This window comes from Phenylobacterium sp. (assembly GCF_035944335.1).
Taxonomy (GTDB): Bacteria; Pseudomonadota; Alphaproteobacteria; order Caulobacterales; family Caulobacteraceae; genus Phenylobacterium.
Genome location: NZ_DASZBG010000010.1, coordinates 103,019 through 129,555 on the forward strand (window position 1 = coordinate 103,019; position 26,537 = coordinate 129,555).

The 26,537-nt window shown below is 69.8% G+C and carries 27 protein-coding genes; 14 read left to right on the forward strand and 13 right to left on the reverse strand.

Annotation, left to right across the window (positions count from 1 at the left end; translation table 11 throughout):
* Positions 1–15: 15 nt before the first annotated feature.
* Entirely contained in the window at positions 16–153 is a 138-nt protein-coding gene (locus VGT80_RS01920; RefSeq protein ID WP_327452385.1) for an entericidin A/B family lipoprotein, read from the reverse strand.
* A gap of 106 nt (positions 154–259) precedes the next feature.
* On the opposite strand from VGT80_RS01920, the gene VGT80_RS01925 reads away from it, so the two are divergent.
* On the forward strand, positions 260–646 hold the full coding sequence (locus VGT80_RS01925) for a DUF2784 family protein (RefSeq protein ID WP_327452387.1): 387 nt from the start codon (positions 260–262) through the stop codon (positions 644–646).
* Positions 647–683: 37 nt separating this feature from the next.
* Positions 684–2,603 (forward strand): hypothetical protein, encoded by a 1,920-nt coding sequence (locus tag VGT80_RS01930; protein ID WP_327452389.1) that lies wholly within the window; start codon positions 684–686, stop codon positions 2,601–2,603.
* A gap of 6 nt (positions 2,604–2,609) precedes the next feature.
* Here VGT80_RS01930 and VGT80_RS01935 read toward each other — a convergent pair whose 3' ends face one another.
* Positions 2,610–4,652: a M13 family metallopeptidase gene (locus VGT80_RS01935; RefSeq protein ID WP_327452391.1), complete on the reverse strand. Its 2,043-nt coding sequence runs from the start codon at positions 4,650–4,652 to the stop codon at positions 2,610–2,612.
* Positions 4,653–4,856: 204 nt separating this feature from the next.
* Between VGT80_RS01935 and VGT80_RS01940 the strand changes: the two genes are divergently transcribed.
* Together VGT80_RS01940 and VGT80_RS01945 are read left to right on the forward strand one after the other, a co-directional pair.
* Positions 4,857–5,576 (forward strand): hypothetical protein, encoded by a 720-nt coding sequence (locus VGT80_RS01940; protein WP_327452393.1) that lies wholly within the window; start codon positions 4,857–4,859, stop codon positions 5,574–5,576.
* Positions 5,577–5,667: 91 nt separating this feature from the next.
* Positions 5,668–6,963, forward strand: a complete 1,296-nt coding sequence (locus VGT80_RS01945; RefSeq protein ID WP_327452396.1) for a serine hydrolase domain-containing protein — start codon at positions 5,668–5,670, stop codon at positions 6,961–6,963.
* A 12-nt stretch (positions 6,964–6,975) separates the two neighbouring features.
* Here VGT80_RS01945 and lepA read toward each other — a convergent pair whose 3' ends face one another.
* Entirely contained in the window at positions 6,976–8,781 is a 1,806-nt protein-coding gene (gene lepA / locus VGT80_RS01950; protein WP_327452398.1) for a translation elongation factor 4, read from the reverse strand.
* A 146-nt stretch (positions 8,782–8,927) separates the two neighbouring features.
* On the opposite strand from lepA, the gene VGT80_RS01955 reads away from it, so the two are divergent.
* The gene (locus tag VGT80_RS01955) at positions 8,928–9,611 is read left to right on the forward strand and encodes a DUF1134 domain-containing protein (RefSeq protein WP_327452400.1); all 684 of its coding nucleotides are present in this window, start codon (positions 8,928–8,930) and stop codon (positions 9,609–9,611) included.
* On the opposite strand, the gene VGT80_RS01960 is transcribed toward VGT80_RS01955, so the two are convergent.
* Complete coding sequence (locus VGT80_RS01960) at positions 9,608–11,089, reverse strand: hypothetical protein (RefSeq protein ID WP_327452402.1); 1,482 nt, start codon at positions 11,087–11,089, stop codon at positions 9,608–9,610. The two genes, VGT80_RS01955 and VGT80_RS01960, sit on opposite strands and share 4 nt — an antisense overlap.
* A gap of 85 nt (positions 11,090–11,174) precedes the next feature.
* Between VGT80_RS01960 and VGT80_RS01965 the strand changes: the two genes are divergently transcribed.
* Genes VGT80_RS01965 through VGT80_RS01980 form a run of 4 tightly spaced genes read left to right on the forward strand, consistent with a single transcriptional unit; the run spans position 11,175 to position 13,067 of the window.
* Positions 11,175–12,026: a sterol desaturase family protein gene (locus VGT80_RS01965; RefSeq protein WP_327452403.1), complete on the forward strand. Its 852-nt coding sequence runs from the start codon at positions 11,175–11,177 to the stop codon at positions 12,024–12,026.
* 50 nt (positions 12,027–12,076) lie between these two features.
* Positions 12,077–12,400 carry a metalloregulator ArsR/SmtB family transcription factor gene (locus VGT80_RS01970; protein ID WP_327452568.1) on the forward strand — a complete coding sequence of 108 codons (324 nt, stop codon included), beginning with the start codon at positions 12,077–12,079 and terminating at the stop codon, positions 12,398–12,400.
* Positions 12,397–12,837, forward strand: a complete 441-nt coding sequence (locus tag VGT80_RS01975; RefSeq protein WP_327452405.1) for an SRPBCC domain-containing protein — start codon at positions 12,397–12,399, stop codon at positions 12,835–12,837. The genes VGT80_RS01970 and VGT80_RS01975 overlap by 4 nt, the downstream gene beginning before the upstream one ends.
* Positions 12,834–13,067 (forward strand): hypothetical protein, encoded by a 234-nt coding sequence (locus VGT80_RS01980; protein WP_327452407.1) that lies wholly within the window; start codon positions 12,834–12,836, stop codon positions 13,065–13,067. The genes VGT80_RS01975 and VGT80_RS01980 overlap by 4 nt, the downstream gene beginning before the upstream one ends.
* Positions 13,068–13,079: 12 nt before the next feature.
* Here VGT80_RS01980 and pheT read toward each other — a convergent pair whose 3' ends face one another.
* The 6 genes from pheT to nhaA form a co-directional block, all read right to left on the reverse strand.
* Complete coding sequence (gene pheT / locus VGT80_RS01985) at positions 13,080–15,449, reverse strand: phenylalanine--tRNA ligase subunit beta (protein WP_327452409.1); 2,370 nt, start codon at positions 15,447–15,449, stop codon at positions 13,080–13,082.
* Positions 15,446–15,850, reverse strand: a complete 405-nt coding sequence (locus VGT80_RS01990; RefSeq protein ID WP_327452411.1) for an ASCH domain-containing protein — start codon at positions 15,848–15,850, stop codon at positions 15,446–15,448. Before VGT80_RS01990 ends, pheT begins: the two co-directional genes overlap by 4 nt.
* On the reverse strand, positions 15,850–16,962 hold the full coding sequence (pheS, locus tag VGT80_RS01995; RefSeq protein WP_327452413.1) for a phenylalanine--tRNA ligase subunit alpha: 1,113 nt from the start codon (positions 16,960–16,962) through the stop codon (positions 15,850–15,852). Before pheS ends, VGT80_RS01990 begins: the two co-directional genes overlap by 1 nt.
* Positions 16,963–17,076: 114 nt before the next feature.
* Entirely contained in the window at positions 17,077–17,433 is a 357-nt protein-coding gene (gene rplT / locus VGT80_RS02000; protein WP_327452415.1) for a 50S ribosomal protein L20, read from the reverse strand.
* A gap of 15 nt (positions 17,434–17,448) precedes the next feature.
* Positions 17,449–17,649 (reverse strand): 50S ribosomal protein L35, encoded by a 201-nt coding sequence (gene rpmI / locus VGT80_RS02005; protein ID WP_327452570.1) that lies wholly within the window; start codon positions 17,647–17,649, stop codon positions 17,449–17,451.
* Between the two features lie 131 nt (positions 17,650–17,780).
* On the reverse strand, positions 17,781–18,962 hold the full coding sequence (gene nhaA / locus VGT80_RS02010) for a Na+/H+ antiporter NhaA (protein WP_327452417.1): 1,182 nt from the start codon (positions 18,960–18,962) through the stop codon (positions 17,781–17,783).
* Positions 18,963–19,041: 79 nt separating this feature from the next.
* Here nhaA and VGT80_RS02015 point away from each other — a divergent pair, with 79 nt between their 5' ends.
* From VGT80_RS02015 to VGT80_RS02030, 4 genes are all read left to right on the forward strand, one after another.
* Positions 19,042–19,605, forward strand: a complete 564-nt coding sequence (locus VGT80_RS02015; RefSeq protein WP_327452419.1) for a carboxymuconolactone decarboxylase family protein — start codon at positions 19,042–19,044, stop codon at positions 19,603–19,605.
* A gap of 2 nt (positions 19,606–19,607) precedes the next feature.
* On the forward strand, positions 19,608–20,420 hold the full coding sequence (locus tag VGT80_RS02020; RefSeq protein ID WP_327452421.1) for an SDR family NAD(P)-dependent oxidoreductase: 813 nt from the start codon (positions 19,608–19,610) through the stop codon (positions 20,418–20,420).
* Positions 20,421–20,478: 58 nt separating this feature from the next.
* Complete coding sequence (locus VGT80_RS02025; protein WP_327452423.1) at positions 20,479–21,003, forward strand: hypothetical protein; 525 nt, start codon at positions 20,479–20,481, stop codon at positions 21,001–21,003.
* 72 nt (positions 21,004–21,075) lie between these two features.
* Entirely contained in the window at positions 21,076–22,515 is a 1,440-nt protein-coding gene (locus tag VGT80_RS02030; protein WP_327452425.1) for a protein adenylyltransferase SelO, read from the forward strand.
* On the opposite strand, the gene VGT80_RS02035 is transcribed toward VGT80_RS02030, so the two are convergent.
* Genes VGT80_RS02035 through VGT80_RS02045 form a run of 3 tightly spaced genes read right to left on the reverse strand, consistent with a single transcriptional unit; the run spans position 22,500 to position 24,876 of the window.
* Positions 22,500–23,402, reverse strand: a complete 903-nt coding sequence (locus VGT80_RS02035) for a DMT family transporter (RefSeq protein WP_327452427.1) — start codon at positions 23,400–23,402, stop codon at positions 22,500–22,502. The genes VGT80_RS02030 and VGT80_RS02035 overlap by 16 nt on opposite strands.
* Positions 23,395–24,240 (reverse strand): tRNA glutamyl-Q(34) synthetase GluQRS, encoded by an 846-nt coding sequence (gene gluQRS / locus VGT80_RS02040; RefSeq protein WP_327452429.1) that lies wholly within the window; start codon positions 24,238–24,240, stop codon positions 23,395–23,397. The genes VGT80_RS02035 and gluQRS overlap by 8 nt, the downstream gene beginning before the upstream one ends.
* A gap of 9 nt (positions 24,241–24,249) precedes the next feature.
* Positions 24,250–24,876 (reverse strand): TetR/AcrR family transcriptional regulator, encoded by a 627-nt coding sequence (locus tag VGT80_RS02045; protein WP_327452431.1) that lies wholly within the window; start codon positions 24,874–24,876, stop codon positions 24,250–24,252.
* 1,053 nt (positions 24,877–25,929) lie between these two features.
* Here VGT80_RS02045 and VGT80_RS02050 point away from each other — a divergent pair.
* Entirely contained in the window at positions 25,930–26,490 is a 561-nt protein-coding gene (locus VGT80_RS02050) for an HNH endonuclease (protein ID WP_327452433.1), read from the forward strand.
* Positions 26,491–26,537 lie beyond the last annotated feature (47 nt).

Consider the following 26,537-nt stretch of genomic DNA (forward strand, 5'->3'; position numbering starts at 1 on the left):
CCCCCGCTCGAAACGCTAGTGCTTGGCGTCCTCGGCGGTGGTGGAGACGGCCTTGCCGGCGGCCTGGACGTCCTTGCCGACGCCCGACACGGTGTTGCAGGCGGCGACCAGGACCGCGGCGGCGGCCGCGGCCAGTACGATCAGTTTGCGCATCAAACGCCCTCCTCTTCGATGGTCAGCGATGTCGGAGGCTTCGGCACTACAGTCAAGCTTGTTGGAAGCGCATGCGCCGAGCCCGCCGGTCGCCTAGGCTCGGTCCATGAACCTCGGGCTCGGACAGGCCGTGCTAGCGGCGCACCTGGCGGTGATCGGCTTCAACGTCTTCGGCCTGGTGGCGATACCGCTGGGCGGCTGGCTCGGCTGGCGGTGGGTGCGGGTGCGCTGGTGGCGCGCGCTGCACCTGGCGTCGCTGGCCGTGGTGGCGTTGCAGGCGGCGCTCGGGCGGGCCTGTTTTCTGACGATCTGGCAGGACGACCTGACCGGCGGCGGCCACGCCGATCCGCTGATCGCGCGCTGGGTCAACAGCGTCATCTACTGGCCGCTGCCGATCTGGGTGTTCACCGCCGCCTATCTGGCGGTGTTGGCCTATGTGCTGGGCCTGTGGTGGTGGGTGCGGCCGCGCCGCGCCGGTGTTACCGCGCTTTAACTAGGCGCCGCGGTGGCGCGCCCGGCATGGTCGCCACATGATCCGACCCGTGTTCCTCGCCGCCGCCTTTCTGTGCCTGGCCGGAAGCGCGGCCGCAGCGGCCGAGCCCGCCGCGCCATCCGCCCGCCCCACCCTGCTGAGCGCCTCGGACGCCTATTTCCAGATGCGCGTCGCCGACGCCGAGCCGCAGTTCCGGGCGGTGCTGGAGGATTCCCAGACGCCGGCCCTCGATGTGGGGCCCGCCGCGCGCGGCCTCGCCCGCATCCAGTGGCTGATCGACCGCGACGCGCCGGCCGCCGAGGCGACGCTGGAGCGGGGCCGCGCAACGTCCACCGGCGCCGAGCTTTGCCGGATCGCCACCATGGCGGTGCGGGTGCTGCGCGAGGCCGATCAGCCGCAGGCGGCGCTGGACCTGGCGACAGCGCGGGCGGGCGACTGCGCCGACACCGTCCAGCGCGACGGTTTCCTCGTCGAGGAGGGCCGCGTGGCCTTGGCCCTGGCGACGGGCGGACCTCAGGAGGGACGCACCGCCGCGATCGCCGCCGCCAGCCAGGCGATCTCCGGGTTCACGCCCACCAGTGCGCTGGCCCCGGCCGCGGCGAAGCTCAGGCTGGGCGTCGCCCTCGAGCTTTCCGATTCTACCGCCGCATTGCAGGCCTGGAAGGACTTCTTCTGGCTCACGGATGCGAACGCCCCGACCAGCTTCAAGATCGCCGACGCCGAGGTCGCTCGGTTGTTCGCCGCCGCGCTAGGATCGGGCACGCCGCTGGCCGACGAGATCGCCCTCGAGCGCCTGCTGATCCGCGGCGGCTTCTATGCCGAAGCCAAGGCCTTTGACGGCGAACACGGGGTGGCCGCGGCCGCCGGCCACGCGCCGGACTACGTGCCTGTCGCCGCCTATTTCGACTTCCGCGAGCGGTTCGACGCCGCGACGCTGGCCTACGACCGCAAGCACGCCCGCGGAACAGACGCCGGGGTGGACTATGTCGGCGAGGCCAGGCGTCTGCTGGCCGAAACGGCGGCGAAGCTGGGCCCTGGCGCCCCCGAGACGGTGTTGGCCGAGGCCTATGGCCTGCACTGGACGGCGGGCGACACCGCGGGCGTCCCCAGCGTGCACATAGGCCATGTGGTGGAAGACACCCGTCACGAGGTGGTCCAATACGGCCGCCGCGGCGCGGTGCGGTTCCTCTCGATCGATAACCTGGCCTCCAACGGCTACCAGAGCTGGCTGTGGGACGGTCTGGCCGCGACCGGCGGCTGGAGCGAGCCCAACACCATCGTCCAGGTGCGCAGCGCCTACAGCTCAGCCCCGTTGACGGTGCTCGCCAACCTGACGCCGGCGGCGGCGGCGAAGGCGGCCGAGGAGCTGCCGGGGCTGGAGGCCAAGGACCGCGACGCGCTTTCGATCAAACGGCTGGCCTTCCTGCCCGGCCTGCAGGCGCGGCTGCGGCGCGAGGCCCAGGACGAGGTCGCGGCCAAAGCGCGGGCCGTCGCAGCGGCCAGCGGCGAGCCATTCGAGCGGGTGTTCCTGAAGACCTATGGCGACCTGCAGCTCGCCCACTCGATCTACATCCACGAGGGCCGCCATGTGCTCGACCACGACGAGTTCGACCATCCGTTCGGCCTGGGCGGCCCGGAGCTGGAGTACCGCGCCGAGCTCTCGGAGCTGGAGTTCGCCGAGTTCCCGCGCATGCCGCTGATCACCATCCTCTCCGACGTGGAGAGCGCCACCTCGCACGGGGTCGCCAACCGCCGGATCATGGAGGGCCTGACCGCCTGGATGGAGGCCCACCCGGCGGCGGTGGCGGGCTTCGATCCCGCGGTCCCGGCCGCCGCCCAGATCGACAGGCTGAGCGACGCCCAGATCGGCGAGATCGCCCGCGGCCTCGACCCCTATTTCAAGGAGCACCCGGACTGGGATCGCGCGCAGAAGGCCTCGGCCGCCGCGGCGCGCTGATCGGCGCTACCAGACGCGCACGCGGTCCTTCGGCGCGAGGTAGAGCTTCTCCCCGGGCTGCACCGGGAAGGCCTGATACCAGGCGTCCATATTGCGCACGGTGTCGGCCCGGTATTCGGACGGGGCGTGGCCGTCGGTGATCACCTGCTGACGCAGCTGGGCCTCGCGGTACTTGGCCCGCCAGCCCTGGGCGAAGGCGATGAAGAACTGCTCGTCGCCGGTCAGGCCCTGGGCCGCCGGGCCCGCCTTGCCGCCATTGGCCAGCCGATAGGCGTCGTAGGCGGCGTTGAGGCCGGCGATGTCGGCGATGTTCTCGCTGAGCACCTGCTCGCCGTTGAGCGCCAGGTCGGGGAACGGACGGTAGGCCGAATACTGCGCCGCCAGCGCATGGCCGGAGGCCTGGAAGTGGGCGAAGTCGGACGGCGTCCACCAGTTGCGCAGGCGCCCCTGGCTGTCGAACTGCGCCCCCTGGTCGTCAAAGGAGTGGCTGATCTCGTGGCCAATGGTGGCGCCCGTATGGGCGAAGTTCACCGCCACGGGCGAGGCCGGGTTGAAGTTCGGCGGCTGCAGGATGGCCGCGGGGAAGTTGAGCGAATTGCGCACCGGCAGGTTCACGGCGTTGACCAGCTGGGGCGTCATGGCCCATTCGCCGCGGTCAACCGGGTGGCCGAACTTGGCGAGGTTGCGGCGGTATTCGAAGGCCTCGGCGCGATCCTGGTCGCCGAGCGCGTCGGCCGCGGAGATCTTGAGCCCGGAATAGTCGATCCAGTGGTCGGGATAGCCGACGCCCACCTTCAGCGTCGCCAGCTTCTTCTTGGCCTCGACCTTGGTGGCCGGCGCCATCCAGTCGAGCCCGTCGATGCGCTTGTCGAACGCCGCGATCAGGTCCTTGACCATGGCCTCAACCGCTCGCTTGGAAGCCGGCGGGAAATATTTGGCGACGTAGAGCTTGCCGACCCCTTCGCCGAGGCCCGCGCTGGTGAAGGTCACCGCCCGCTTCCAGCGCTCCTGCTGCTGCGGCGTGCCCGATAGCACCGCGCCGAAGAAGGCGAAATGCTCGTCGTCGAAGGCCTTGGGCAGGACCGCGGCATGGTGCTCCACTTGGCGCAGCGCCAGATAGTCCTTCCAGGCGCCCAGCGGCTCGGAGGCCACCAGCGCGGCCTCGCCCGCCGTCGCCTTCGGGTGCCAGACGTAGAATTCGGGCCGGGCTGAAAGGCTGGCGGCGGCGAAGAAGGCGCTCCAGTCGAGGCCCGGCGCCTGGCTGGCGAAGCTGCCGCGCGGCCAGCGGTTGTCGGCTTTCAGGACGTCCTCGGAATCGGCGCGCGGCGCATGCGCCCGGGCGATCTTGGTCTCCAGGTCGAAGACACGGGCCGCTGCGACGTCGGCATCCTTGCGGCCCATCAGGGTGAACACCTTGGCGAGGTGGGCCTTGTAGGCCTCGCGCACCTTGGCCATGCGCGGCGTGTCGGCCAGGTAGTATTCCCGGTCGGGCATGCCCAGGCCGCCCTGCAGCAGGTAGGGCGCATAGACGCCGGGCTTATGCAGATCCTGCTCCACGAACAGGCCGAACAGGTGGTCGGTCTTGAAATTGGTGTTGTTGACCGGGTCGACGTCGGCGCGCAGCTCGCGCCCGAACTCGGCGGCGAGGCCGTGCTTATCCTTGATCGCCGCGATGCGGGCCAGCGTGGGCCGCAGGGGCGCAAGCCCCAGCCGGTCGATCCGCGCCTGGTCCATGAAGGCTGTGTAGTCGTCGCCGACCTTGCGCGCCTCCGTGCCGGGCTTTGCGGCCCGCGCCGTCTTCACCAGCTCGGCGACCTCGGCCGTGGTCTTCTCGGTGAGCTGCGCGCCGGTGCCCCACGATGAGCGGTCGGCGGGAATTTCGGCGGTCTTCAGCCAGGTGCCGTTGGCATAGGCGAAGAAGTCGTCGCCGGGCGCGACCGCGCGGTCCATGCCGGCCAGGTCGATGCCCGGCGGGAAGGCCGGCTGGGCGGCGGCGGGGAGGGTCATGAGGGCCAGCGCGGCGGCGGCGGGGAGCAAGGGTGTTTTCATGCGCGGCAACCTAGGGCTTGGGGCCGCGGTGTCTACGCTTTCGAAGGTGAATGATTTTTCATTCCCCGCGCGATACGCCGATTGGGCCTGAGACCTCAGCGCGCGTCGATATTGAGCGCGGCGTTGTCGGAAGACCGGCCTGCCGTTCGTCCTGTAGATGTTGCGTCCGAACATCCGGGCGCGAATCCGGACGGGGAGGACGCGATGATCGGGAACACCAAGGGTGCTATCGGGCGAGGTCTGTTGGCGGCCTTGGCGCTCGGCGCTTGGACTGAAGGCCACGCCGCGGCCTATGCGACCATGGCGCCGGTCGCGCAGTATCTGATGGCCGACCGCAACGCCGAGATCGCCATGGCCCGCAGCGCCGCCCCGCCGGCGATTTCGGACGCCGCGACGGTGCTCGTGCTCGGGCGCGGCGGCTACGAGACCGCGGTCAAGGGCAAGAACGGTTTCGTCTGCCTGGTGGAGCGGTCGTGGATGTCGCCGTTCGACTTCCCGCAGTTCTGGAACGCCCGGATGCGAGGTCCGATCTGCTACAATCCGCCGGCCGCGCGATCCATCCTGCCCTACACCGTCAAGCGGACGGCGCTGGCCCTGGCCGGTCAGTCCAAGGCCCAGATGCTCGAGGCCACCAAGGCCGCCGTCGCCCGCAAGGAGCTGCCGACGCCGGAGCCGGGCGCCATGTCCTACATGATGTCGCGCCAGCAGTATCTGAACGACGCGGCTGGCGCCTGGCATCCGCACCTGATGTTCCACGTGCCCAAGGCCGAGGCTGCCAGCTGGGGCGCGAACCTGCCGGGCTCGCCGGTGATGCTGGACACCGACCATGTGCAGATGCCCGAACCGGAGACCATCTTCATGGTCGGCCTCGGCAAGTGGTCGGATGGCGCGCCCGTCGTGGCCACGAAGGCGCACAGCCACTGAGCCCTGGGATCGGTTGATCGCGGGGTCGTGACGCGTCGGATTGCCAGCCCCTAGGGAAAGGCGCCAAGTCTGCGGGATCGAGAGGGGCTCCATGATGCATCGATATGCGGGTCGCCGCGGGCTGGCGGCGCTGACGTCCCTGGCTGCGGCCCTGGCGCTGGCGGCGTCCGCGCCGGCCTCGGCCGCGCCGCGGCCGGTCGATCCGAAGGTCTCCTCCATCGTCCGCGCCGATCCGGCGTCGCTGGGCTTCGATCCCGGCAAGCTGAAGGTCGCCGAGGACGGGCTGCAGGCCTATGTGGCGCAGGGCAAGATCGCCGGCGCCTATCTGCTGATCGGCCGGCACGGCAAGGTGGCCTTGCAGGAGGGATTCGGCGTGCAGGGCCCCGGCCAGACGGCGCCGGTGACCGACAAGACCATCTTCCGCATCTTCTCCATGACCAAGCCGATCGTCTCGGTCACCGCCATGACCCTGGTCGAGGAGGGCAAGCTCGACCTCGACGCGCCGGTCTCCAAGTACCTCCCGGAATACGCCAACCTCGTGGTCTGGCAGCCGGACGGCACGACCAGGCCCGCCACGCGGCCCATGCTGGTCCGCAACCTGATGAGCCACACCTCGGGGCTGATCTACGGCTTCATCCAGCCGACCACGCCGATCTCCCAGGCCTGGGCGAAGGGCGGCGAGAACCGCAACGACCTTACGGCCCGCGAGTACGCCCGGCTGATCGCCAAGCTGCCGCTGCGCTCGGAGCCTGGGACCGCCTGGTACTATTCGCATTCGACCGACGTGCTCGGCGCGGTGGTCGAGGTGGCCGGCGGCAAGCCGTTGGACGTGCTGGTCCGCGAGCGGGTGACCGGCCCGCTCGGCATGACCGACACCGCCTTCTGGCAGCCGGAGACCAAGCGCGCCCGTTTCGCCCAGGCGTTGAACAACGGCGGCGGCGGCCCGCTGGAGGGCCTCTATTACGACTACGCCAAGCCCACGCCCTACCTCTCGGGCGGCGGCGGCATGTCGTCCACCGTCGAGGACTACCTGCGCTTCGTGCTGATGCTGGAGGGGAATGGCCAGTACAAGGGCGTGCGCATCCTCAAGGCCGAGACGCTGGCCCGCATGCGTCAGGACGAGACCACGCCGGAAATCCGCCGCGCGGGCCTGTTCTTCCCGGGCCAGGGCATGGGCTTCGGCCTGGGCTTCAGCCTGGTGAAGGACGACACCGTCCAGCGGCCGGGGAACGGGACCTTCAGCTGGTGGGGCATCGCCGGCACCGAGTTCTGGGTCGACCCGAAGAACGATCTCTTCATGGTGTTCATGGTCCAGAGCCGCGAGCTCGCCATGGAGTTCCAGCGCAAGAACCGGGCGTGGATCTATGACGCCCTGGCGAAGCCCTGACGGCGCCGAGCCCTAGTCCGCATCCATCTTCAGGGCGGCGATGAAGGCTTCCTGCGGGATCTCGACCTTGCCGAACTGACGCATGCGCTTCTTGCCCTCCTTCTGCTTGTCGAGGAGTTTGCGCTTTCTCGTCATGTCGCCGCCGTAGCACTTGGCCGTCACGTCCTTGCGTAGCGCGCGCACGGTCTCGCGGGCGATGATCCGGCCGCCGATCGCCGCCTGGATCGGGATCTGGAACATGTGCGGCGGGATCAGCTCCTTCATCTTCTCCACCATGCCGCGGCCGCGGGTCTCGGCGCGGTCGCGGTGGACCAGCATGGAGAGGGCGTCGACCGGCTCGGCGTTGACCAGGATCGACATCCTCACGAGGTCGCCCTCGCGATAGCCCTCGATCTGGTAGTCGAAGGAGGCGTAGCCCTTCGAGATCGACTTCAGCCGGTCGTAGAAGTCGAAGACGACCTCGTTGAGCGGCAGGTCGTAGACCACCATGGCCCGCGCGCCGACATAGGAGAGTTCGCGCTGCTCGCCTCGGCGGTCCTGGCAGAGCTTGATGATCGAGCCCAGATATTCGTCCGGCGTGAAGATGGTGGCCTTGATCCAGGGTTCGGAAATGCTGGCGATCTTCACCGGGTCCGGCAGGTCGGCCGGGTTGTGCAGCTCGATCGCCTCGCCGTTGATCAGCCCGATCTTGTAGACGACGCTGGGGGCTGTCGCGATCAGGTCGAGGTCGAACTCGCGGGAGAGGCGCTCCTGGATGATCTCCAGGTGCAGAAGGCCCAGGAACCCGCAGCGGAAGCCGAAGCCCAGCGCGGCGCTGGTCTCCATCTCATAGGTGAAGGAAGCGTCGTTGAGGCGCAGCCGGCCGATGGCGGCGCGCAGGTCCTCGAACTCGGCGGCGTCGACGGGGAACAGGCCGCAGAACACCACCGACTGCACCTCGCGGAAGCCGGCGAGCGCGGTCGTCGCCGGGCGGCGCTCGTCGGTGATGGTGTCGCCAACAGCGGCGTGGGCCACCTCCTTGATCTGGGCGGTGATGAAGCCGATCTCGCCGGGGCCCAGGCTTTCGACCTCGGTGCGCTTGGGGTTGAACACGCCGATCTTGTCGATCAGGTGCGTCGAGCCCTGCTGCATCATCTTCACGCGCTGACCCGAGCGCAGCTCGCCGTCGATCACCCGGACCAGCACGACGACGCCCAGGTAGGGGTCGTACCAGGCGTCGACCAGCAGGGCCTTCAGCGGGGCCGCGGCGTCTCCCTTCGGCGGCGGCAGGCGGTGGACGATGGCTTCCAAGAGCTCGTGGATGCCCTGGCCGGTCTTGGCCGAGGTTTCCACTGCGTCGGAGGCGTCGAGGCCGATGACGTCCTCGATCTGCTGGCGCACCCGCTCGGGCTCGGCGGCCGGCAGGTCGATCTTGTTCAGGACCGGCACGATCTCGTGGTTGTTGTCGATGGCCTGGTAGACATTGGCCAGCGTCTGGGCCTCGACGCCCTGGCTGGCGTCGACCACCAGGATCGAGCCTTCGCAGGCCGCCAGGCTGCGCGACACCTCATAGGCGAAGTCGACGTGGCCGGGGGTGTCCATCAGGTTCAGGACATAGGTCTCGCCGTCGTCGGCCTTGTAGCTGAGCCGCACGGTCTGGGCCTTGATGGTGATGCCCCGCTCGCGCTCGATGTCCATGTTGTCGAGGACCTGCTCGGTCATCTCGCGCTGGGTGAGCGCGCCAGTCTCCTGGATCAGCCGGTCCGACAGCGTCGACTTGCCGTGGTCGATGTGGGCGACGATGGAGAAGTTGCGGATGTGGGAAAGCGGGGTCGTCATGCTGGGCGTGCGTCTAGCACATTCGCCCGCGTTGGCGAGGCGCGCGGCGCCGCAAGGCGGACAACACGGTTAATCCCACGTTAAGGTCCAGCCAGCCATCAGAGCGGTTGGGCGGGCACAGAAATCGAACAGGGAGGCTAGCGCCCATGGACCGCCGTACGCTCATCGTCTCGGGCATCGTAACGCTCGGGGCCGCGGGCCTTGCACATGCGCAGACCGAGCAACGCGCCCTGCCGCCGGCCGCACCGCGCGGATCGGCGCCGCCGCCGGCCGAACAGCTCCCGCCGCCCAACGGCGCCCCCGCCTATCCGACCGCCGGGCCCGTGGGCGAGGCGCCCGGCAAGGCCAAGCCGTTCACCCAGGACGAGATCGTCAATTCGGTATCCGACTTCCTGGGCGTCACCGCCGAGAGCGCCGGCGCGGCGGTGGAACGGATCTTCTCCAAGAACGGCCGGCCCACCGGCTACATCGCCGGGACCGAGGGCTCGGGCGCCTTCGTGGTCGGGGCCCGCTACGGCAAGGGCCTGCTCTATATGAAGGACCGCCAGCCGGTGGAGGTCTACTGGCAGGGCCCGTCGATCGGCTTCGACACCGGCGGCAACGCCAGCCGGGTGTTCACCCTCTGCTATGACCTGGACGATCCGAACCAGATCTTCCAGCGCTTCCCGGGCGTCGAGGGCACGGCCTATTTCATCGCCGGCATCGGGGTGAACTACCAGCAGGCCAGCGGCATCACCCTGGCGCCGATGCGGGCCGGCGTCGGCTTCAGGCTCGGCGCCAACGTCGGCTACCTGTCCTACAGCCGCAAGCGCAACATCATCCCGTTCTAGCGCCGCCAGCAGGCGAGGCTGCCGACCGTCTCGTCGCCCATGCGCTGGCAGGTCCAGCGGGGGTCGATCTGGGCGATGCGCGGCGGGCGCGCGGCGGCCGAGGTGCGCCCGGCGCGATTGTAGATCCAGATGATCCCGGGGCGCGGGCCGGTCGCTGCGGCCAGCGCCAGGGCGTTCACGTCGTCGCTGGGATGGACCACCAGCGGGTGGATGCGGGCGATCGAGCCTGAGCGGCGGAAGAAGACGCCGCCGACGCGGCCCAAGGTGTCGGGCGGCATCAGGGGGGTGACCTCGTGGTCCCAGGCGAACACCACGTCGCTGACGCCGTGGCGCATGAGCAGGTCGGAGGCGGTCTCGAAGCCGTAGGGGCTGCCGCGCTTGAGCCCGTCGGACACCGCGCCGGGCCACAGGGCGGTGACCAGATAGACCCCGACCAGGGCCGACATCGCGAGCCGCGGGCGCGCCGAGCCCTGCGCCATGAGCACCAGGCCCAGGATCAGGCCGGGCGCGGTGGGGATCAGATAGCGGGCGGTCAGGCTCGGATGCAGCATGCCGGAGGCCAGCGTGAGGACGAGGCCCGCGAGCGAGGCGGCGACGACGGTCCACAGCGGCCGGGTCTCGGAGTCGGTGCGGCGGCGGGCGAGGAGGAAGGCGACCCCCGCGGCGACGGCGGTCAGCAGGCCTAGCGCCGGCGCCGAGGGATTGAGCGTGAAGGCGGCCATGGCCAGGGCGTCGACGGGATCGAGCCTCGCGTGCCAGGCGACGTCGGTCGCGGCGAAAGCCGCGAGGCGCGGGGCGTGCCAGGCGACCCAGGCGGCGGCGGGGGCGAAGGCCAGCGCCGCGGGCCAGGTGCGCAGCGCCATCCCGCGGTGCAGTGCGAGGAAGGCGAGGCCCTGCACGGCGGTGACGATCGCGGCGTAGTAGTGGGTCAGGATGGCCAGTGAGCCGAGCGTGGCCCAGGCCAGGGCGGTGCGGGTCGCAGGCTTGCGGATCAGCTCGGCAAAGGCCAGGCATTGGGCGACCGACAGCGCCAGCAGCAGGCCGTAGGGGCGGCCGGCCAGGAAGATGTCGATCCCCCACCAGGCGAAGATCACCGCGGCGAAGGCCAGCCGGCCGTCGAAGGTCAGGCCGGGCGCGCGGCGGGCCAGCGGCCAGGCCGCGGCGGCCGCGACGGCGATCAGCCCCGGCAGCCGCAGCGCCAGATCGGACGCCCCCGCGACCGCCGTCCAGGCGTGCAGCAACAGCTCATAGAGCGGGGCGTTGGTGTCGACGCGAGCCTCGTGGACGACGCTGCCCCAGTCCGGCGCGCGGGCGACGGCGAGCCCCCAGGCCTCGTCGAACCACAGGGGCTCGGCGGCCGCCAGCCACACCCGTTGGACGATGAGGGCGATGGCGGCCGCGGCCAGGACGGCCAGCGCCAGCGGTCGCGCGCGCCGGGCGGGCGGACTTGCGGTCGGCGTGGCGCGCGTCCGGCTCATCCCTGCATCCTGGACCCCGGCCGTTAATCCAAGATTTGCCGCGGCCGCCGATGATGGGCGCTCAAGTCTCCGGAGCGTCCCCGTCGTGCCGTCCCTGGTCCATTTCCTCGCCGATGATGCGCGCGGCCTGTGGCAATCGCTGGTCGCGCTGGCGTTCGGCGGGGTGTTCTTTGCCGGCCTTGCCCGGCTGGCCAAGCCCCGGACCTGGGTCGCCGACGGCAGGGCGGCGCTGCCGGAAACCCGCGTCAATGCGGTGCTGTCGGTGGTCGACCAGCTGACCGTCACACCGGCGGTCGCGGTGTTCATCGCCTGGATGGGCACGCGGCTGCGCGAACACGGCCTGCAGCTGGCCGCGCCGGAAATCTGGGCGTCCATCGGCCCGGCGCCGACCTTCCTCGTCACGGTCTTCACGGGCGACTTCATCGGCTATTGGCGCCACCGCGCGCAGCATTCGAAATGGCTGTGGCCGGCGCACGCCATCCACCATTCGGACACCCGGCTCACCTGGTTCTCGCTGGAGCGGATGCATCCGATCGACCGCCTCGGATCGGCGCTCGACACGGTCATCCTGGCGGCGCTCGGCTTCCCGTTCTGGGCCCAGGCCGGAAACGTCTTCGTCCGCCACTACTACGGCTATTTCATCCACGCCGACGTGCCGTGGACCTATGGCCGCGGCAGCTGGGTGTTCAACACGCCGGTCATGCACCGCTGGCACCACGCGCGCGACGTGGCGGGCTCGGGCTCGAACTTCGCCACCGTGTTCTCGGTGTTCGACCGGGCGTTCGGCACCTTCCACCAGCCGGGCCCCTGCGACGTGGCCTTAGGCGTGCGGGAGGACATGGGCCGAGGCGCGATGGGCCAGTACCTGCATCCGTTCCGGGCCTGGCGGGCGGCGATCCGGTCCGCGCGGGCGACCGCGATCCTGCCCGCCGAATAGGGCGCTTGACTCTCAAATAAGTATTCACTTATGAATGAGGCGTGAGCTATCTGCCCGCCTCAGACGTGTTCCGCGTGCTCGCCGACCCCACCCGGCGCGGCCTCTTCGAGCGCCTGGCGCACGACGGCGAGCTGTCGGTGGCGGCGCTCACCGCCGGCGCCGGCGTGTCCCAGCCGGCGGTCTCGCAACACCTGGCGGCGCTGAAGGGCGCGGGTCTGGTCGGCGAGACCCGGGCCGGCCGCTCGACGCTCTACCGGGTCGATCCGCAGGGGCTGAAGCCGCTGGTCGACTGGCTCGCCCACTATTCGGTCTTCTGGCGCGACCGGTTCGATGCGCTCGAAGCCCTGCTCAAGGAGATGGAGGACGACGGATGAGCGAGACGATCGAAGCGCGCAGCATCGTGGTGGAGCGGAGCTACGCCCACGCCCCGGCGAAGCTGTGGCGCGCGCTGACCGAGGGCGACCTTCTGGCGCGCTGGATCATGGCGAACGACTTCGCGCCGGAGGCCGGCCGCCGCTTCGCTTTCCGCACCGAGCCCGTGGGCCACTGGAACGGCGTCGTGCAGTGCGAGGTGCTGGAGATCACCCCGCCCAGCCGGCTGGTGCTCCGCTGGGGCGACGGTACGCCCGACGGCGGGGGGATCGTCACGACGGTCGCCTTCACGCTCACGCCCGAGGGCGCCGGCGCGCACCTGCGAATGGAGCAGTCCGGCTTCACGCCCGATCAGGAGCAGAACCGCCGCGGCGCCCAGTTCGGCTGGACGAAGATGATGGAGGGCCTCGACGGCCTGCTGGCGGAGATCGACGCATGAGCGGCGCGGCGGTCTCCTTGAACTGGAACGCCTGGATCCGGCGGATCCACCGCTGGCTGTCGATCGCCTTCACCTTGGCGGTGATCGTCAACCTGGTCGCGCTGGCGCGGCAGGCGCAGGCCGTCTGGATCGGGCTGATGGCCCTCTTGCCGTTGGTCCTGCTGCTCGCGAGCGGCCTCTACCTGTTCGCCCTGCCGTACGTCACGAAGTGGCGCGGCGGCGGCGCCTAGCCCGCGCCGCCGTCAGCTCCGCAGCTTCGCGCCCACGGCCTTCTCGGCCACCGCAACGATCCTGGCCGACAGGGCCTCGATCTCGGCGTCGGTCAGGGTCTTCTCGCGCGGCTGGATCGTGACCTCGACGGCGATGGACTTGTGGCCCTCCGGCACGCCCGCGCCCTGGTAGAGGTCGAACACGCGCGCGCCCTCTATGAGCTGCTTGTCGACGCCAAGGATCGGTCTGACGAGGTCGCCGGCCGGAGTGGCCTGGTCGACCACGAAGGCGAAGTCGCGGGTGAGCGGCATGAACGGCGAGAGCGCCAGCGCCGGGCGGGTCTTGACCGCTTTCTTCTTGGGCTCGGGAATGGCCTCCAGCACCAGCTCGAAGGCGAGCATCGGCCCTTCGGCGTCCAATGCCTTCAGGATGCGCGGATGCACCTCGCCGAACTCGGCCACCACCGTCTTGGGGCCAAGCTGCAGGCGGGCCGAACGGCCGGGATGCCACCAGGGCGAGGCCTGGCCCTGGACGATCTGCAGGGCGGGCGCGCCAAGCTCGTCCAGCAGGGCCGTCAGGTCCGCCTTGAGGGAAAACAGCGGATCGGGCTGGCCCTTGGCCCAGGTCTTGGGCGGATGCGGCGCCACGACGGCCGCGACGGCCGTCACCTGATCGCCCGGCTGGTCGCCGCGATAGAGCGGGCCCACCTCGAACAGGGCTGCGTCGGCGAAGCCGCGCCGCGCATTGCGCTGCGCCGCCTCGATCAGGTTCGGCAGGATCGAGGGCCGCATGCAGTCGAGGTCCGAGGCGATCGGGTTGGTCAGCACCAGCTCCGCCTGGCCGCCGCCGAACAGCGCGGCCCATTCGCGGCGCAGGAAGCTCCAGGTCAGCGCCTCGTCGTAGCCGCGGGCCGCCAGCGTCCGCCGGGCATGGCTCATGCGGGTCTGGCGCACGGTCAGCATGCCGCCGGACGGGCGCTCGATCTGCGGCAGGGATTCCGACGGCAGGTTCGGATAGCCGGCGATGCGGGTCACCTCCTCGACGAGGTCGGCCTTGCCCTCGACATCGCGCCGCCAGCTCGGCGGCTGGACCTCGTCGCCCTTCAGCCCGAAGCCGAGGTCACCCAGGATCGCGTCGATCTTCTGGCGCGGCAGCTCGATGCCGCCCAGCTTCTTCACGTAGCTGCGGTCGAAGGCGAAGGCCGGCCGCGGAGCCGGCGGCTCGCCGGCCAGACGCAACTCCGAGGCCTCGCCGCCGCAGAACTCGAGGATCAGCGCCGTGGCGAGCTCCAGGCCCCAGGTGCAGGAGGCGGGATCGACGCCGCGGGCGAAGCGGTATTGCGCATCGGAGATGATCCCCAGCGTGCGGCCGGTCTGTGCGCTGCGGAGCGGATCGAACCAGGCGCATTCGACGAAGACCTCGGTGGTGGCTTCGGTGACCTTGGTGCTCTCGCCGCCCATGACCCCGCCCAGGCCGATGGCGCCGGAGCCGTCGGCGATGACGCAAACCTCCTCGTCCACGCGGTAGGTCTTGCCGTCGAGGGCCTCGACCTGCTCGCCGGGACGGCCGAGCCGCGCCTCGATGAAACCGCCCTGCAGGGTCTTGGCGTCATAGACGTGCAGCGGCCGGCAGCGGTCGTGGGTCAGGAAGTTGGTGACGTCCACCAGGGCGTTGATCGGCCGAAGCCCAACAGACACCAGCCGCTGTTGCAGCCAGGCGGGCGAAGGGCCGTTCTTCACGCCCTTGATCAGCCGCCCGGCGAAGGCGGCGCAGGCCTCGCCGTCGACCCTGATCTCGATCGGCTCGGCGAGCTTCCCGGGGACCGGCTGCACGGGCTTGTCCTTGAGCTTGCCCAGGCCGGCCGCGGCGAGATCGCGCGCGATGCCGGCCACGCCCAGCCAGTCCGGGCGGTTCGGGGTCACCTCGAAGTCGATGACGGCTTCCAGGCCGAAGGCCTCGGCCGCGCTCGCGCCGACCTTCAGGGCGTCGGGCAGCTCGACGATGCCCTCGGCGTCCTCGGCCACCTCCAGCTCGCGGCCCGAGCAGAGCATGCCGTTGGAGACCACGCCGCGAACGGGGCGCGCCTCCAGGGTGACGCCCGAGCCCGGCACATAGGCGCCGATCGGGGCATAGATGGTGGTCAGCCCGGCCCGCGCATTGGCGGCGCCGCAGACGATCTCCTTGCGGCCATCGACGGTGTCCACCTGGCAAACCCGCAGGCGGTCGGCGTTGGGGTGCTGGTGGGCCTCAACGATCTTGGCGACCGTGAACTTCGCCAGCTTGGCGGCCGGGTCGTCCACATGCTCGACCTCGAGGCCGGCCATGGTCATGGCCTCGGCGACCTCGTCGACCGTCGCGTCGGTGTCGAGATGCTGCTTGAGCCAGGAGAGGGTGAATTTCATCGCTCGGCTCCTTCGCCGATGATCTCGACCAGGCGGAATCGCTCGCACCAGACCAGCATGTCCGGGGCGAAACCGCCGTTGCGGGTGAAATAGGCGCGGTGACCGGCCCGCCAGTCTTCCAGGCAGGTGTCGCCCTCACCTTCGGCGGCCGCGAAGTCCCAGCCGACATCGCAAAAACGCGCCTGCTCCAGGCTGACGGTCTCGATGACCGCGCGTGGCCGCCCGGCGCCGTCCTTGGCGACCATGCGCTTGCCGACTTCCGTTTGCTGGCCCTCGGCGATCGACCAGCAGCTGGCGGTCTTGGCGCCGGCCAGCACGAAGCCGAGCAGCTCGTCGGCCATCGTCGGGCTGTCGCCGAAGGCGAAGCTTTCCAGCGACCGCCAGTCCTCGACCCCAGCCATCACGAGAGCCCCGTCGCCGGGCTCGGCGCGGCGAAGGCCGAGAAGCCGTAGTGCTCGATCCAGCGCACGTCGCCGGCGAACATGTCGCGCAGGTCGGGCATGCCGTATTTCAGCGCCCCCAGCCGGTCGACGCCGAGGCCGAAGGCGAAACCCTGCCACTCGTCGGGATCGAGGCCGCAGGTCCGAAGGATGTTGGGATGCACCATCCCGCCGCCCAGGATCTCCAGCCAGTCGGAGCCCTCGCCGATCTTGATGGAGCCTCCCGAGCGGTCGCACTGCACGTCCATCTCGGCGCTCGGCTCTGTGAACGGGAAGTGGTGCGGGCGGAAGCGGGTGACCACCGCCTCGGTCTCGAAGAACCGGCGGCAGAAGGTCTCCAGCGTCCATTTCAGGTGGCCCATGTGGATGGCGCGGTCGATGACCAGGCCCTCCATCTGGTGGAACATCGGGGTGTGGGTGGCGTCGCTGTCGGAGCGATAGACGCGGCCCGGCACGATCACGCGGATCGGCGGCGCCTGGCCGCTGGCGACCCAGCTCGGGACGTCGTGGTTCGCCCCGCGCTGCATCACCCGTATCTGCACGGGGCTGGTGTGGGTGCGCAGCAGCTTGCGCTCGCCGCTCGCATCCTGCGGCAGCCAGAAGGTGTCATGCATCTCCCGCGCCGGGTGCTTGGGCGGGAAGTTCAGCGCCGTGAAGTTGTGGAAATCGTCCTCGATGTCCGGCCCTTCGGCCAGCGCGAAGCCCATCTCGGCGAAGATGGCGATCATCTCGTCCATGGTCTGCATGGTCGGATGGACATGGCCGCGCCGCTGCGGCGGGGCGGGCAGGGTCAGGTCGACGTGCTCGGCGGCGAGCCTGGCGTCGAGCTCGGCGGCCTCCAGCTCGGCCTTGCGCGCGGCGATGGCGGCGGCGACCGCGTCGCGCAGGCCGTTGATCAGGGGTCCCTGCTCGCGGCGCTCGTCGGGGCTCATCTTGCCGAGACCCTTGAGCAGCTCGGAGACGGAGCCCGCCTTGCCCAACGCCTCGACGCGCAGGGCCTCCAGCTCTGCGGAGTCCTTCGCCGCGGCGGCGCGCACGGTCAGCTCGGCTTGCAATCGGTTCAGATCGGTCATTGGCGGCTGTCCTAGCCTTCAGGCTTCACGGGGTGAAGGGGGCCAGCAAAAAGCCCCCCGGCGGTTCGGCCGGAGGGCTCTTGGAATGCTCAGGTCTGTTTGGACCCTCAGCCTCTAAGCCAGCGCGGCGCGAACCTTGTCGGCGATGGCCTTGAAAGCGGTCGGATCGGCGCCGGCGATGTCGGCGAGGACCTTGCGGTCGATATCGATCCCGGCCTTCTCAAGGCCGAAGATAAATCGGGAATAGGTGAAGCCTTCCAGGCGCGCCGCGGCGTTGATCCGCTGGATCCACAGCGCGCGGAAGCTGCGCTTGCGGACCTTGCGGTCGCGGTAGGCGTACTGGCCGGCCTTGTCCACGGCCGCCTTGGCGGTGCGGATGGTGTTCTTGCGGCGGCCGTAGAAGCCCTTGGCTTGTTCCAGGACCTTCTTGTGCCGGGCGTGGGCGACGACGCCCCTCTTTACGCGTGCCATCTGTCAGGGCTCCCCTTAGAGGCCGTACGGCATGAAGACCTTGATGAGCTTGGCGTCGGCCTCGCTCATCACCTTCGTGCCGCGGTTCTGGCGGATGTACTTCGCGTTGTGGCTGATCAGGCGGTGGCGCTTGCCGGCGACGCCGGCCTTCAGCTTTCCAGACGCCGTCATCTTGAAGCGCTTCTTCACGCCCGACTTGGTCTTCAGTTTGGGCATTTCACGTCGGAGCCGAAGCCCCGCCTTCTGGTCGTGTTGATGGACCGCCATGGCATGCCTTTGGCCAGGCGGTCCCAAAGAGCGGCGGCATTTACGCGAAACAGGCGCTGAGCGCAATATTCCACAACCGCTCAGCTCGCCGGCCCCCTCTGCCGCTGCGCCCAGGTCAGCACGCCCATGCCGGCCAGAGTCGAGAGCAGGGAGCCTGCGATGACGCCCGCCCGCACCTGGCCCTGGGCCAGGCCGCCCTGCGGGAAGGCCAGCTCGCCGATGAACAGGCTCATGGTGAAGCCGATGCCGGTGAGCAGGCTCATGCCGAACAGCTCGACCCACTTGGTGCCCATGGGCCGCCGGGCGATCTTCAGGCCGCAGATCAGCGCGATGGCGCCGAACACGCCCAGCGGCTTGCCGAGGAAGAGGGCGGCGGCGACGCCCAGCGCCACCGGTCCGAAGATGTCGTCCATCTGCAGGCGGCCGAAGTCGAAGCCGGCCGCGCAGAAGGCGAACAGCGGCAGGATCAGGAAGGCCACGTAGGGGTGGAGGCTCTCCATAAAGTCCTCCAGCACCCCGGGCCGGCCGGGTTTGCGGGGCTCGATGGGGATGGCCATGGCCGCCGCGACGCCGGCCACCGAGGTCGATACGCCCGACTTCAGGGTGAAGGCCCAGACCAGCACGAAGCCGATCACATAGAACAGGTAGGGCGCGGCCCGCCAGCGCATCAGCAGGCCCATCAGCGCCAGGGCGGCCAGCGCCGCTGCGATGGCCGCGATCCGGATGTGGTGGGTGAACACCGCCCCGATCACCGCCACGGCGCCGAGGTCGTCGACGATGGCGAGCGTCAGCAGGAACACTCGCAGGGTCGAAGGCAGCCTCGGTCCGGCTACGGCGAGGGCGGCCATGGCGAAGGCGATGTCGGTGGCGATGGGCGTCGGCCAGGCCTGCGGCGCGCCGCCCGCGCCCAGGTTGAAGCCCAGATAGACCAGGGCTGGGACGGCCATGCCGCCGAGCGCCGCCAGGATCGGCAGGGCGAGGCGGCGGGGATTGGCCAGCTCGCCGCGCAGCACCTCGTATTTAATCTCCAGGCCGACGACGAAGAAGAACACCGCCATCAGGCCCTGTTTGACCCAGTCCAGCACCGGATAGGTCTCGGCGAAGCCGCCGATCTGGATGGTGAAGGGCGCCTGCAGGAAGCGGAAATAGAGGCCGTCGGCGGGCGAATTGGCCATGACGATGCCGGCCAGCGCCGCGGCCGCCAGGATGAGGCCCGAGGCGCTCTCGGTCTTCAGGAAGTCCAGCGTGATGCGCTTGGCCATGGCGCTTGGCTAGCACGGCCCTTGCGCGCAATCGACGGCAACCGGTTAGAGTGCCGCCGACCAGAGCCGGAGGGATCCCATGAGACTGTCGAAGCCCCGCATCGCCCCGCTGACGGACGCCGAACTGACGCCCGAGCAGGCCGAGGCGCTGGAGGCCTTCCGGCCCGGCCCCGTGCTCAACATCTTCCGCACCCTGGCCCATGCGCCCAAGGCGCTCAGCCGGTTCAACAGCTGGGGCGGCTATATCCTGTCGCGGCGCAACGACCTGCCGGCCCGCGAGCGGGAGATCGTGATCCTGCGCACCGGCTACCTGTGCAAGTCTGGCTACGAATGGACCCAGCACGTCCGCATCGGCCTGCGCGAGGGCCTGACCGAGGGCGAAATCGCGCGGATCAAGGACGGCGCCCACGCCGGCTGGAGCCCCGCCGACGCCGCCCTGATCCAGGCCAGCGACGAGCTGCACGCCGAGCAGTTCATCGGCGACGCCACCTGGGGCGACCTGCGCAAGCACTTCAGCGAAAAGCAGTGCATGGACGTGGTGTTCACCGCCGCGCAGTACACCCAGGTCTCGATGTTCCTGAACACCTTCGGGGTGCAGCTCGACCAGGGCCTGACGCTCGATCCGGACCTGAAGGGCTTCTGACCGTGGCCGCCAAAGCCATTGGCCGACTCGAGGGCAAGCGCGCCATCGTCATGGGCGCGGGCCAGACGCCGGGCGAGACGATCGGCAACGGCCGGGCCATGGCGCTGCTGTTCGCGGCCGAGGGCGCTCAGGTGCTGTGCGTCGACCGCATCGGCGAGCGCGCCGAGGAGACCGCCGCCATGATCGCCAAGGATGGCGGCAAGGCCTTTGCGCGGCAGGCGGACATCGTGAAGGAAACCGACTGCGTGGGCGTGGTCGCCGCGGCCATGGAGCGCTGGGGCGGCTTCGACATCCTGGTCAACAACGTCGGCATCGGCGGCGGCGACGCGCCCGCGCACCGGGCGGAGGAACAGGCCTTCGACCGCATCCTCTCGGTGAACCTGAAGGGCATGTGGCTGATGACCAAGGTCGCGCTGGGCGTGCTGCGCGAACAGGGCTCCGGCGCCATCGTCAACATCTCGTCCCTGGCGGCGGTCGCCGGCGGCGTCCAGGTCGCCTATGAGGTCTCCAAGGCCGGCGTGAACCGGCTGACCACCAGCGTGGCGCAGGCCAACGCCAAGCACGGCGTCCGCTGCAACGCCATCATGCCGGGGCTGATGGATACGCCGATGGCCGTGGCGGGCATCGCACAGGCGCGCGGCGAGACGCAGGATCGGGTGCGCGAGCGCCGTAACGCCCAGGTGCCGCTGGGCGGCAAGATGGGCACCGCGTGGGACACCGCCTACGCCGCGCTGTTCCTGGCGTCGGACGAGGCGAAATTCATCACCGGCGCGATCCTGCCGGTGGACGGCGGCATGGGCGTGCGGATCGGCTGAAGCCGTTCACCAACGGGTAAGGCCAACGCCTACACCTTCCGGCTGCAGGGGAGCTGCCATGAGTGACACGGCGTTCGAGTCCAAGGTTTCGGGAATTTTCGCCCGCATGGAGCAGCGGCTGGCCAGCCGGCTGGCCGTCGAGAAGGCCAGGACCGACAATCTTCAGTCGCAGGACACCCGCCGCGTCGCCTTCATCCTCACCGAGGCCATCGAGGCCGAGCTGGCGCCGGCGGTGAAGCAGGCGCTGGCCTCCTACGATGAGGCCATCAACCGCCCGATGCTGCCCAACGAACGCTGGGAGCACCAGCTGGTCCAGAAGATCGGCCAGGCGGTGGACGCCTCGATCAAGCTCGCCTTGACCGTCGATCGCGAAGCCCATCCCTGGAAGCCGCTGCTGACGGCGGAGGGGCCGAAGATCCGCGCGCGGCTGGCGGAGACCGCCGAGCAGCACTTCGCCGCGCTCGGCAAGGTGCGCGGCCGCCGGCGCGGCGCCGCGTCGGGCGTGCCGGACTGGATGGTCTGGGTGGCGTTGTTCGCGGCGGGCCTGGTGGCCGGGCTCCTGCTGGCGCGCCTGCTGCGCTGACCGCCTCTGTCCCCCGGCGCCGGGAGAGGCGGTGCTTGCCCCTGGCGGCGGAAGCCCCAATGTGGCGCTTAGATGCCGCTCGCGCCCGCCTATCGCCCTGATCCGAAGTTCCCGGAGCTGGGGCCCGAGTTCGCCGATCCGGTGGAGGCGGCGGCGTTTCCGCAGACCATCCTGCGCTATCGCAACGACCGGGCGGCCGCCACCGTCGGGCTGGACGGTCTGACCGACGTGGAATGGATCGCCCACTTCGGCCGTTTCGAGCCGCTGCCGAACAACATCGCCCCGCCGCTGGCCCAGCGGTATCACGGCCACCAGTTCCGGGTTTACAACCCCGAGCTCGGCGACGGACGCGGCTTCCTGTTCGCCCAGCTGCGGGAGGCGCAGACGGGCCGCTTGCTGGACCTCGGCACCAAGGGCTCGGGGGAGACGCCGTGGTCGCGGCAGGGCGACGGCCGGCTGACGCTGAAGGGCGGCGTGCGCGAGGTGCTGGCGACCGCCATGCTCGAGGCGCTGGGCGTGCCGACCTCCCGGTCGTTCTCCCTGATCGAGACGGGGGAGGCGCTGCAGCGGACCGACGAGCCGTCGCCGACCCGGGCCTCGGTGCTGGTGCGGCTGTCGCACGGCCACATCCGCTTCGGCACCTTCCAGAGGCAGGCGTTCTTCGAGAAGGGCGAGGCGATCACGGCCCTCGTCGACCATGTGGTCGCCAACTACTACCCGCGGCTCGGCGGGGCGAACGACAGGCCGACGGCGCTGCTGGCCGACGTGGTGAAGCGCTCCGCCCGCCTCGCCGCGCGCTGGATGGCGGCGGGCTTCGTGCACGGCGTGCTCAACACCGACAACATGAGCATCACCGGCGAGAGCTTCGACTACGGCCCCTACCGCTTCCTGCCGCGCAACGACCCGAACTTCACGGCGGCCTATTTCGACAGCGCCGGCCTGTATGCCTTCGGCCGCCAGCCCGAGGCGGTCTTCTGGAACCTGCAGCAGCTGGCGGGCTCGCTCAGCCTGGTGAGCGGCAGCGACCCGCTGATCGAGGCGTTGAACGGCTTCGGTGCTGCCTACCGGCGCGAGCTGATCGCGGCCATGCTCGACCGGCTGGGGCTGAAAGCCCAGGGCGAGCAGGCCGACGCGAGCTTCCTGCAGGCGGTGTTCAAGGCGATCGCGGCGGGTTCGGAGCCGCTGCGCTGGGAGCCGTTCTTCTTCGACTGGTTCTGCAAGGACGAGGCCCGCGCGCTCGCCGGGCCGCGCGGCTGGCTCTACCAGACCGAGGGCTTCGCGGACTTCCGCCGCCTGCTGGAGCCCTATGAGCCGGATCGGCCCGGGCGGCTGGGCCATCCCTACTTCGCGAACGCCGAGCCGGAGGAGCTGCTCTACGACGAGATCGAGGCGATCTGGGCCGCCATCGCCGAGACCGACGACTGGTCGCCCTTCGAAGCCAAGCTGGGCGCCATCGACGCGGCCCGCCGCGCCTGGGGCCTGCCCTCGCAGCAGAGCTACGCGGGAGCCTGAGCGGCCTTCGGGCGTGACGCCCATTGGGCGAGGACCACGCCGCCCAGCGCCACGCCGGCGCCCAGCGCCTGCAGCGGCCCGATGGCTTCGGCGAACAGCAGGTAGCCCAGCCAGGCCGCCACCACCGGCTGCACCAGCACCACCACCGAGGCCGTCGAGGTCGGCAGCCGTCCCATGGCCCAGGCGATGGAGCCCTGGCCGGCGACATGCATCAGGCCGAGGCCTGCGCAGGCGCCCAGCCCGAGCAGGGTGGTGGGCAGCAATTGTTCGCGCAGCAGCAGGGCGGCGATCAGCATCAGGGGCGCGCCCACGACGCTGGACCAGAACATCAGCCGGCTCGCGCCCTCGGTCCTGCGGCCCTGGCCGATGGCCAGCATGTAGAGCGCGTACCAGAAGGCGGTGGTCACCGAGAGCAGGTTGCCGAGCGGCGGATCGACGCCCGGCCCGCCGCCCTTCTCCAGGGCCATCATCCAAGAGCCGCCAACCGCCACGGCGACCGCCAGCAGGAACAGTGGCCGCGGCCGCTGCTTGAGGAAGATCCAGGCGAAGGCGGTGACCACCACGGGCGTCAGGTTGGAGAGCACCGTGGCGTTGGTGACCGAGGTGTATTTGATGCCGTAATGCCAGAAGCCCAGGTCGAGGGCGAACATCACGCCGGCGACCAGCGCGATGCGCGACGGCGCCTTCAGCGGCCCGTTCGCCCGGCGGGTCATCAGCGCCAGGATCGGCAGGGCGACCGCCAGCCGCCACAGCCCCGCGGCCGCGGGCCCGGTGGTGGTCAGGCGCACCAGGATCGGCGACAGGCCGATGACGCAGGCGCCGAACAGCAGCACCGCGATGGCCTGCCAGCGCGGCGCCTCGGCCTGCGTGATGGTCGCCTCAGCCAAATCCCAACTCCCGCCGAATCTGCGCCGCGGTCATACCGCGCTCGCGCAACTCGCGCAGCGTCTCGGCCCTGTCGCGCTTGGCGAAGCGCTTGCCGTCAGGGCCGGCGAGCAGTTGGTGGTGGCGATAGATCGGGGTCGGCAGGCCGAGCAGGGCCTGTAGCAGGCGCTGGACATGGGCGGCCTCGAACAGGTCCTGGCCGCGGATCACGTGAGTGACGCCCTGGCCGGCGTCGTCGACGACGACGGCAAGATGATAGGCGACGCCCACGTCCTTGCGCGCCAGCACCACGTCGCCGCCGAGCTGCGGCCGCGCCGCGATCAGGCCGTGCTCGCCGGCCGGACCCCGGCCCTCTTCCTGGAAGGTCAGGGCTTCGAAACCGCCTAGGGCGCGTTCGGCGTGCTCGAGGGAAAGGCGCCAGGCGTAGGGCTCGCCGGCCGCCAGGCGGCGCTCTTCTTCGGCCGGCGGCAGGGCTCGGCCGCGGAAGGCTTCCATGGCGCCGTGCGGGGCGCTTTCGATCGCCTCAGCGATCTCGCGCCGCGTGCGGAAGCAGCGGTAGAGCAAGGACCGCTCGGCGAGTTCGCGCAGCGCCCTGGCGTAGTCCTCCATGTGGTCGGACTGGCGCCGCACCGGGGTTTCCCAGGTCAGGCCCAGCCAGGCGAGGTCCTCATGGATCGCCGCCTCATACTCCGGCCGGCAGCGCGTCCGGTCGATGTCCTCGATGCGCAGCAGGAAGCGGCCGCCTGCGTCCTTGGCGGCCTCGAAGGCGGTGAGCGCGGAAAAGCCGTGGCCCCGATGCAGGTAGCCGGTGGGCGAGGGGGCGAAGCGGGTGACGAACACCCAGCCTGATTAGTCGTGACTGGCGTGCGGGAACAGGCCGAGGTGCGCAAAGATCGCGCGCAGGAACGGCACCTCGCCGCCCAGCTCCTGCTTCAGGTGCTCGAACTGCTTGAACCCGGCCATCTCGGCCAGGCCGTGGGCGGCGCACCAGGCGGCTGTCGTGGCCAGCTCAAGGTCGACGGTGGCGGTCGGATCGGCGCCCAGCTCGATCATGGTGTCGCGCACCTTGCAGTAGGCGCTGTCGTCGCCGTGCTGCATCTGATCGGGCAGGGCCTCGTTGTCCCGCGCGGCGTCGTACATGACGCGGTAGAGCGCGGGATTCTCGCGGGCGAAGCAGACATAGGCGATCCCCAGCGCGGTCAGCTTGCCGCGGGGCTCCGCCTCCGCCTTGGCCTTGGCCATGGCCGCGTCGAGCATCTGCCAGCCCTCGTCGGCGATGGCGTCCAACAGTTCGGCCTTGTCCTTGAAGTGGTGGTAGGGCGCGGCCGGGCTGACGCCGGCCTCCCTCGCCACAGCGCGCAGCGAGAGCGCCGTCGGGCCCTCGGCTTCCAGGATCCGGCGGGCCGCGTCCACGAGGGCGCGGCGCAGGTCGCCGTGGTGATAGGGCCGGGATTCGGCGGTTTGAGATTCTCTCATCGCAGCTTCACTTTAATCGATATCTGGACGACGTAAAGATATCTTGACGCCGTTTAGATGGGAGGTATCTTAGCATTGTTCAAATAGCAAACGCCCTCACATCCCGAGGGTTCACGTCAAAGGTGTGTGCGCCATGTCCCTCACGATCTTCGAAGGCTTCTTCGACCGCCTCGCCCCGGCCCTGCTGCTGGTCCTGGGCTTCGCCTCCGCCGCCGCCGTGGCGGGTGTCGGCGCCTAGGACACAGTCGGCGGTTTCATTTGCTGCAGCGCAGCAATCCAATCTTGACGGCGCTTAGACCGTACCTATCTAAGCGTCGCCACAAGAAAACATCCTCCGCTCCCTCGGAGGTCCAACTCAAAAAGGTGTGTGTCATGTCTCTCGCCGATTTCGAGCGTCTGTTCGACCGGATCGCCCCGGCGCTCTTGCTGTTCCTCGGCCTCGCGTCCGCCGGCGCCTTCGCGGTGGTCGGCGCCTAAACCTCCCCTTAGCCAAGCCGGGTGTAGAAAGGGGTCCCTCGCGGACCCCTTTTTCGTCCTGGGCGCACAGCCCATCGCGGATCCGCCCGGCAGCCCATTCATAAACGAATAGCTGCGCCGCAACATTCTCTATCTAGGCATTGTTCAGATAAGTGCTATCTAAGCATCGTCCAGATGGACATGCGGTTCGGAACCCCGGGCCGCCAACCACAGAAACGGAGTTCGACCATGTCGATCACCCTCAACCGCACGCTCGACGTCCTGGCATCCTGGGTCGTCGTCGCCCTGGGCCTGGCGCTCGCCGGCGCGACCGCCGCTGTCGGCGCCTAGTCCAAATGCAAGCCTGCTAGAGGCCTCGCCCGCCTTGACCCGGGCGGGGCCCGCGGCTCCCGAACCGGTGAGCCCGGCAGAGACCTCCGAGCAGACATGGAGATGTCTCAGAATCACTCGTATAGTGGGCCTGCAGCGGGGATCGCCGCACGCGATCAGCCGCCAGCGCATTCGCTGACGAGGGCTCGGTCTTCAGGTCAAGGTTCACTTCCATAGGCGTTACGCCGCGTATCCGGAGCTTCAGCCGTGCAGGTGCTTAGCCGCCCGCCGTCCGGCTGGCCCGCGTTGGTGTTGAACGCCGACTTCCGCCCGCTCTCCTACTACCCGCTGTCGCTATGGCCGTGGCAGGAGGTGATCAAGGCGGTGTTCCTGGACCGGGTCGACGTGGTCTCGACCTACGACCAGGTGGTCCACTCCCCGTCCTTCGAAATGCGCCTGCCGAGCGTCGTCTCGCTCAAGCACTACGTCACCCAGGACCGGCCGCCGGCCTTCACCCGGTTCAACCTGTTCCTGCGCGACGCCTTCTCCTGCCAGTACTGCCGCTCGACGGAGGAGCTGACCTTCGACCACGTGATCCCGCGCTCGCGGGGCGGGCGCACGACCTGGGAAAACATCGTCACCGCCTGCGCCCGCTGCAACCTGACCAAGGGCGGGCGCACGCCGCGCGAGGCGGCCATGCACCCCCGCCGCAGCCCGCGGCGGCCCAGCGCGCACGAGCTGCAGGAGCACGGCCGCAAGTTCCCGCCGCACCACCTGCACGAAAGCTGGCTCGACTACCTCTACTGGGACATCGAACTGGAAGCTTGAGCGGGCGGGGAACCGGGGCCGTGGTTGGCGAGTCTTGCGGCTCGGAA

Excerpts from the sequence above, each read along its gene's own strand:
- VGT80_RS01920 (WP_327452385.1), bottom strand. The coding sequence starts at position 153 with ATGCGCAAACTGATCGTACTGGCCGCGGCCGCCGCCGCGGTCCTGGTC.
- VGT80_RS01925 (WP_327452387.1), top strand. The coding sequence starts at position 260 with ATGAACCTCGGGCTCGGACAGGCCGTGCTAGCGGCGCACCTGGCGGTG.
- VGT80_RS01930 (WP_327452389.1), top strand. The coding sequence starts at position 684 with ATGATCCGACCCGTGTTCCTCGCCGCCGCCTTTCTGTGCCTGGCCGGA.
- VGT80_RS01935 (WP_327452391.1), bottom strand. The coding sequence starts at position 4,652 with ATGAAAACACCCTTGCTCCCCGCCGCCGCCGCGCTGGCCCTCATGACC.
- VGT80_RS01940 (WP_327452393.1), top strand. The coding sequence starts at position 4,857 with ATGATCGGGAACACCAAGGGTGCTATCGGGCGAGGTCTGTTGGCGGCC.
- VGT80_RS01945 (WP_327452396.1), top strand. The coding sequence starts at position 5,668 with ATGATGCATCGATATGCGGGTCGCCGCGGGCTGGCGGCGCTGACGTCC.
- lepA (WP_327452398.1), bottom strand. The coding sequence starts at position 8,781 with ATGACGACCCCGCTTTCCCACATCCGCAACTTCTCCATCGTCGCCCAC.
- VGT80_RS01955 (WP_327452400.1), top strand. The coding sequence starts at position 8,928 with ATGGACCGCCGTACGCTCATCGTCTCGGGCATCGTAACGCTCGGGGCC.
- VGT80_RS01960 (WP_327452402.1), bottom strand. The coding sequence starts at position 11,089 with ATGAGCCGGACGCGCGCCACGCCGACCGCAAGTCCGCCCGCCCGGCGC.
- VGT80_RS01975 (WP_327452405.1), top strand. The coding sequence starts at position 12,397 with ATGAGCGAGACGATCGAAGCGCGCAGCATCGTGGTGGAGCGGAGCTAC.
- VGT80_RS01980 (WP_327452407.1), top strand. The coding sequence starts at position 12,834 with ATGAGCGGCGCGGCGGTCTCCTTGAACTGGAACGCCTGGATCCGGCGG.
- pheT (WP_327452409.1), bottom strand. The coding sequence starts at position 15,449 with ATGAAATTCACCCTCTCCTGGCTCAAGCAGCATCTCGACACCGACGCG.
- VGT80_RS01990 (WP_327452411.1), bottom strand. The coding sequence starts at position 15,850 with ATGGCTGGGGTCGAGGACTGGCGGTCGCTGGAAAGCTTCGCCTTCGGC.
- pheS (WP_327452413.1), bottom strand. The coding sequence starts at position 16,962 with ATGACCGATCTGAACCGATTGCAAGCCGAGCTGACCGTGCGCGCCGCC.
- rplT (WP_327452415.1), bottom strand. The coding sequence starts at position 17,433 with ATGGCACGCGTAAAGAGGGGCGTCGTCGCCCACGCCCGGCACAAGAAG.
- rpmI (WP_327452570.1), bottom strand. The coding sequence starts at position 17,649 with ATGCCCAAACTGAAGACCAAGTCGGGCGTGAAGAAGCGCTTCAAGATG.
- nhaA (WP_327452417.1), bottom strand. The coding sequence starts at position 18,962 with ATGGCCAAGCGCATCACGCTGGACTTCCTGAAGACCGAGAGCGCCTCG.
- VGT80_RS02015 (WP_327452419.1), top strand. The coding sequence starts at position 19,042 with ATGAGACTGTCGAAGCCCCGCATCGCCCCGCTGACGGACGCCGAACTG.
- VGT80_RS02025 (WP_327452423.1), top strand. The coding sequence starts at position 20,479 with ATGAGTGACACGGCGTTCGAGTCCAAGGTTTCGGGAATTTTCGCCCGC.
- VGT80_RS02030 (WP_327452425.1), top strand. The coding sequence starts at position 21,076 with ATGCCGCTCGCGCCCGCCTATCGCCCTGATCCGAAGTTCCCGGAGCTG.
- VGT80_RS02045 (WP_327452431.1), bottom strand. The coding sequence starts at position 24,876 with ATGAGAGAATCTCAAACCGCCGAATCCCGGCCCTATCACCACGGCGAC.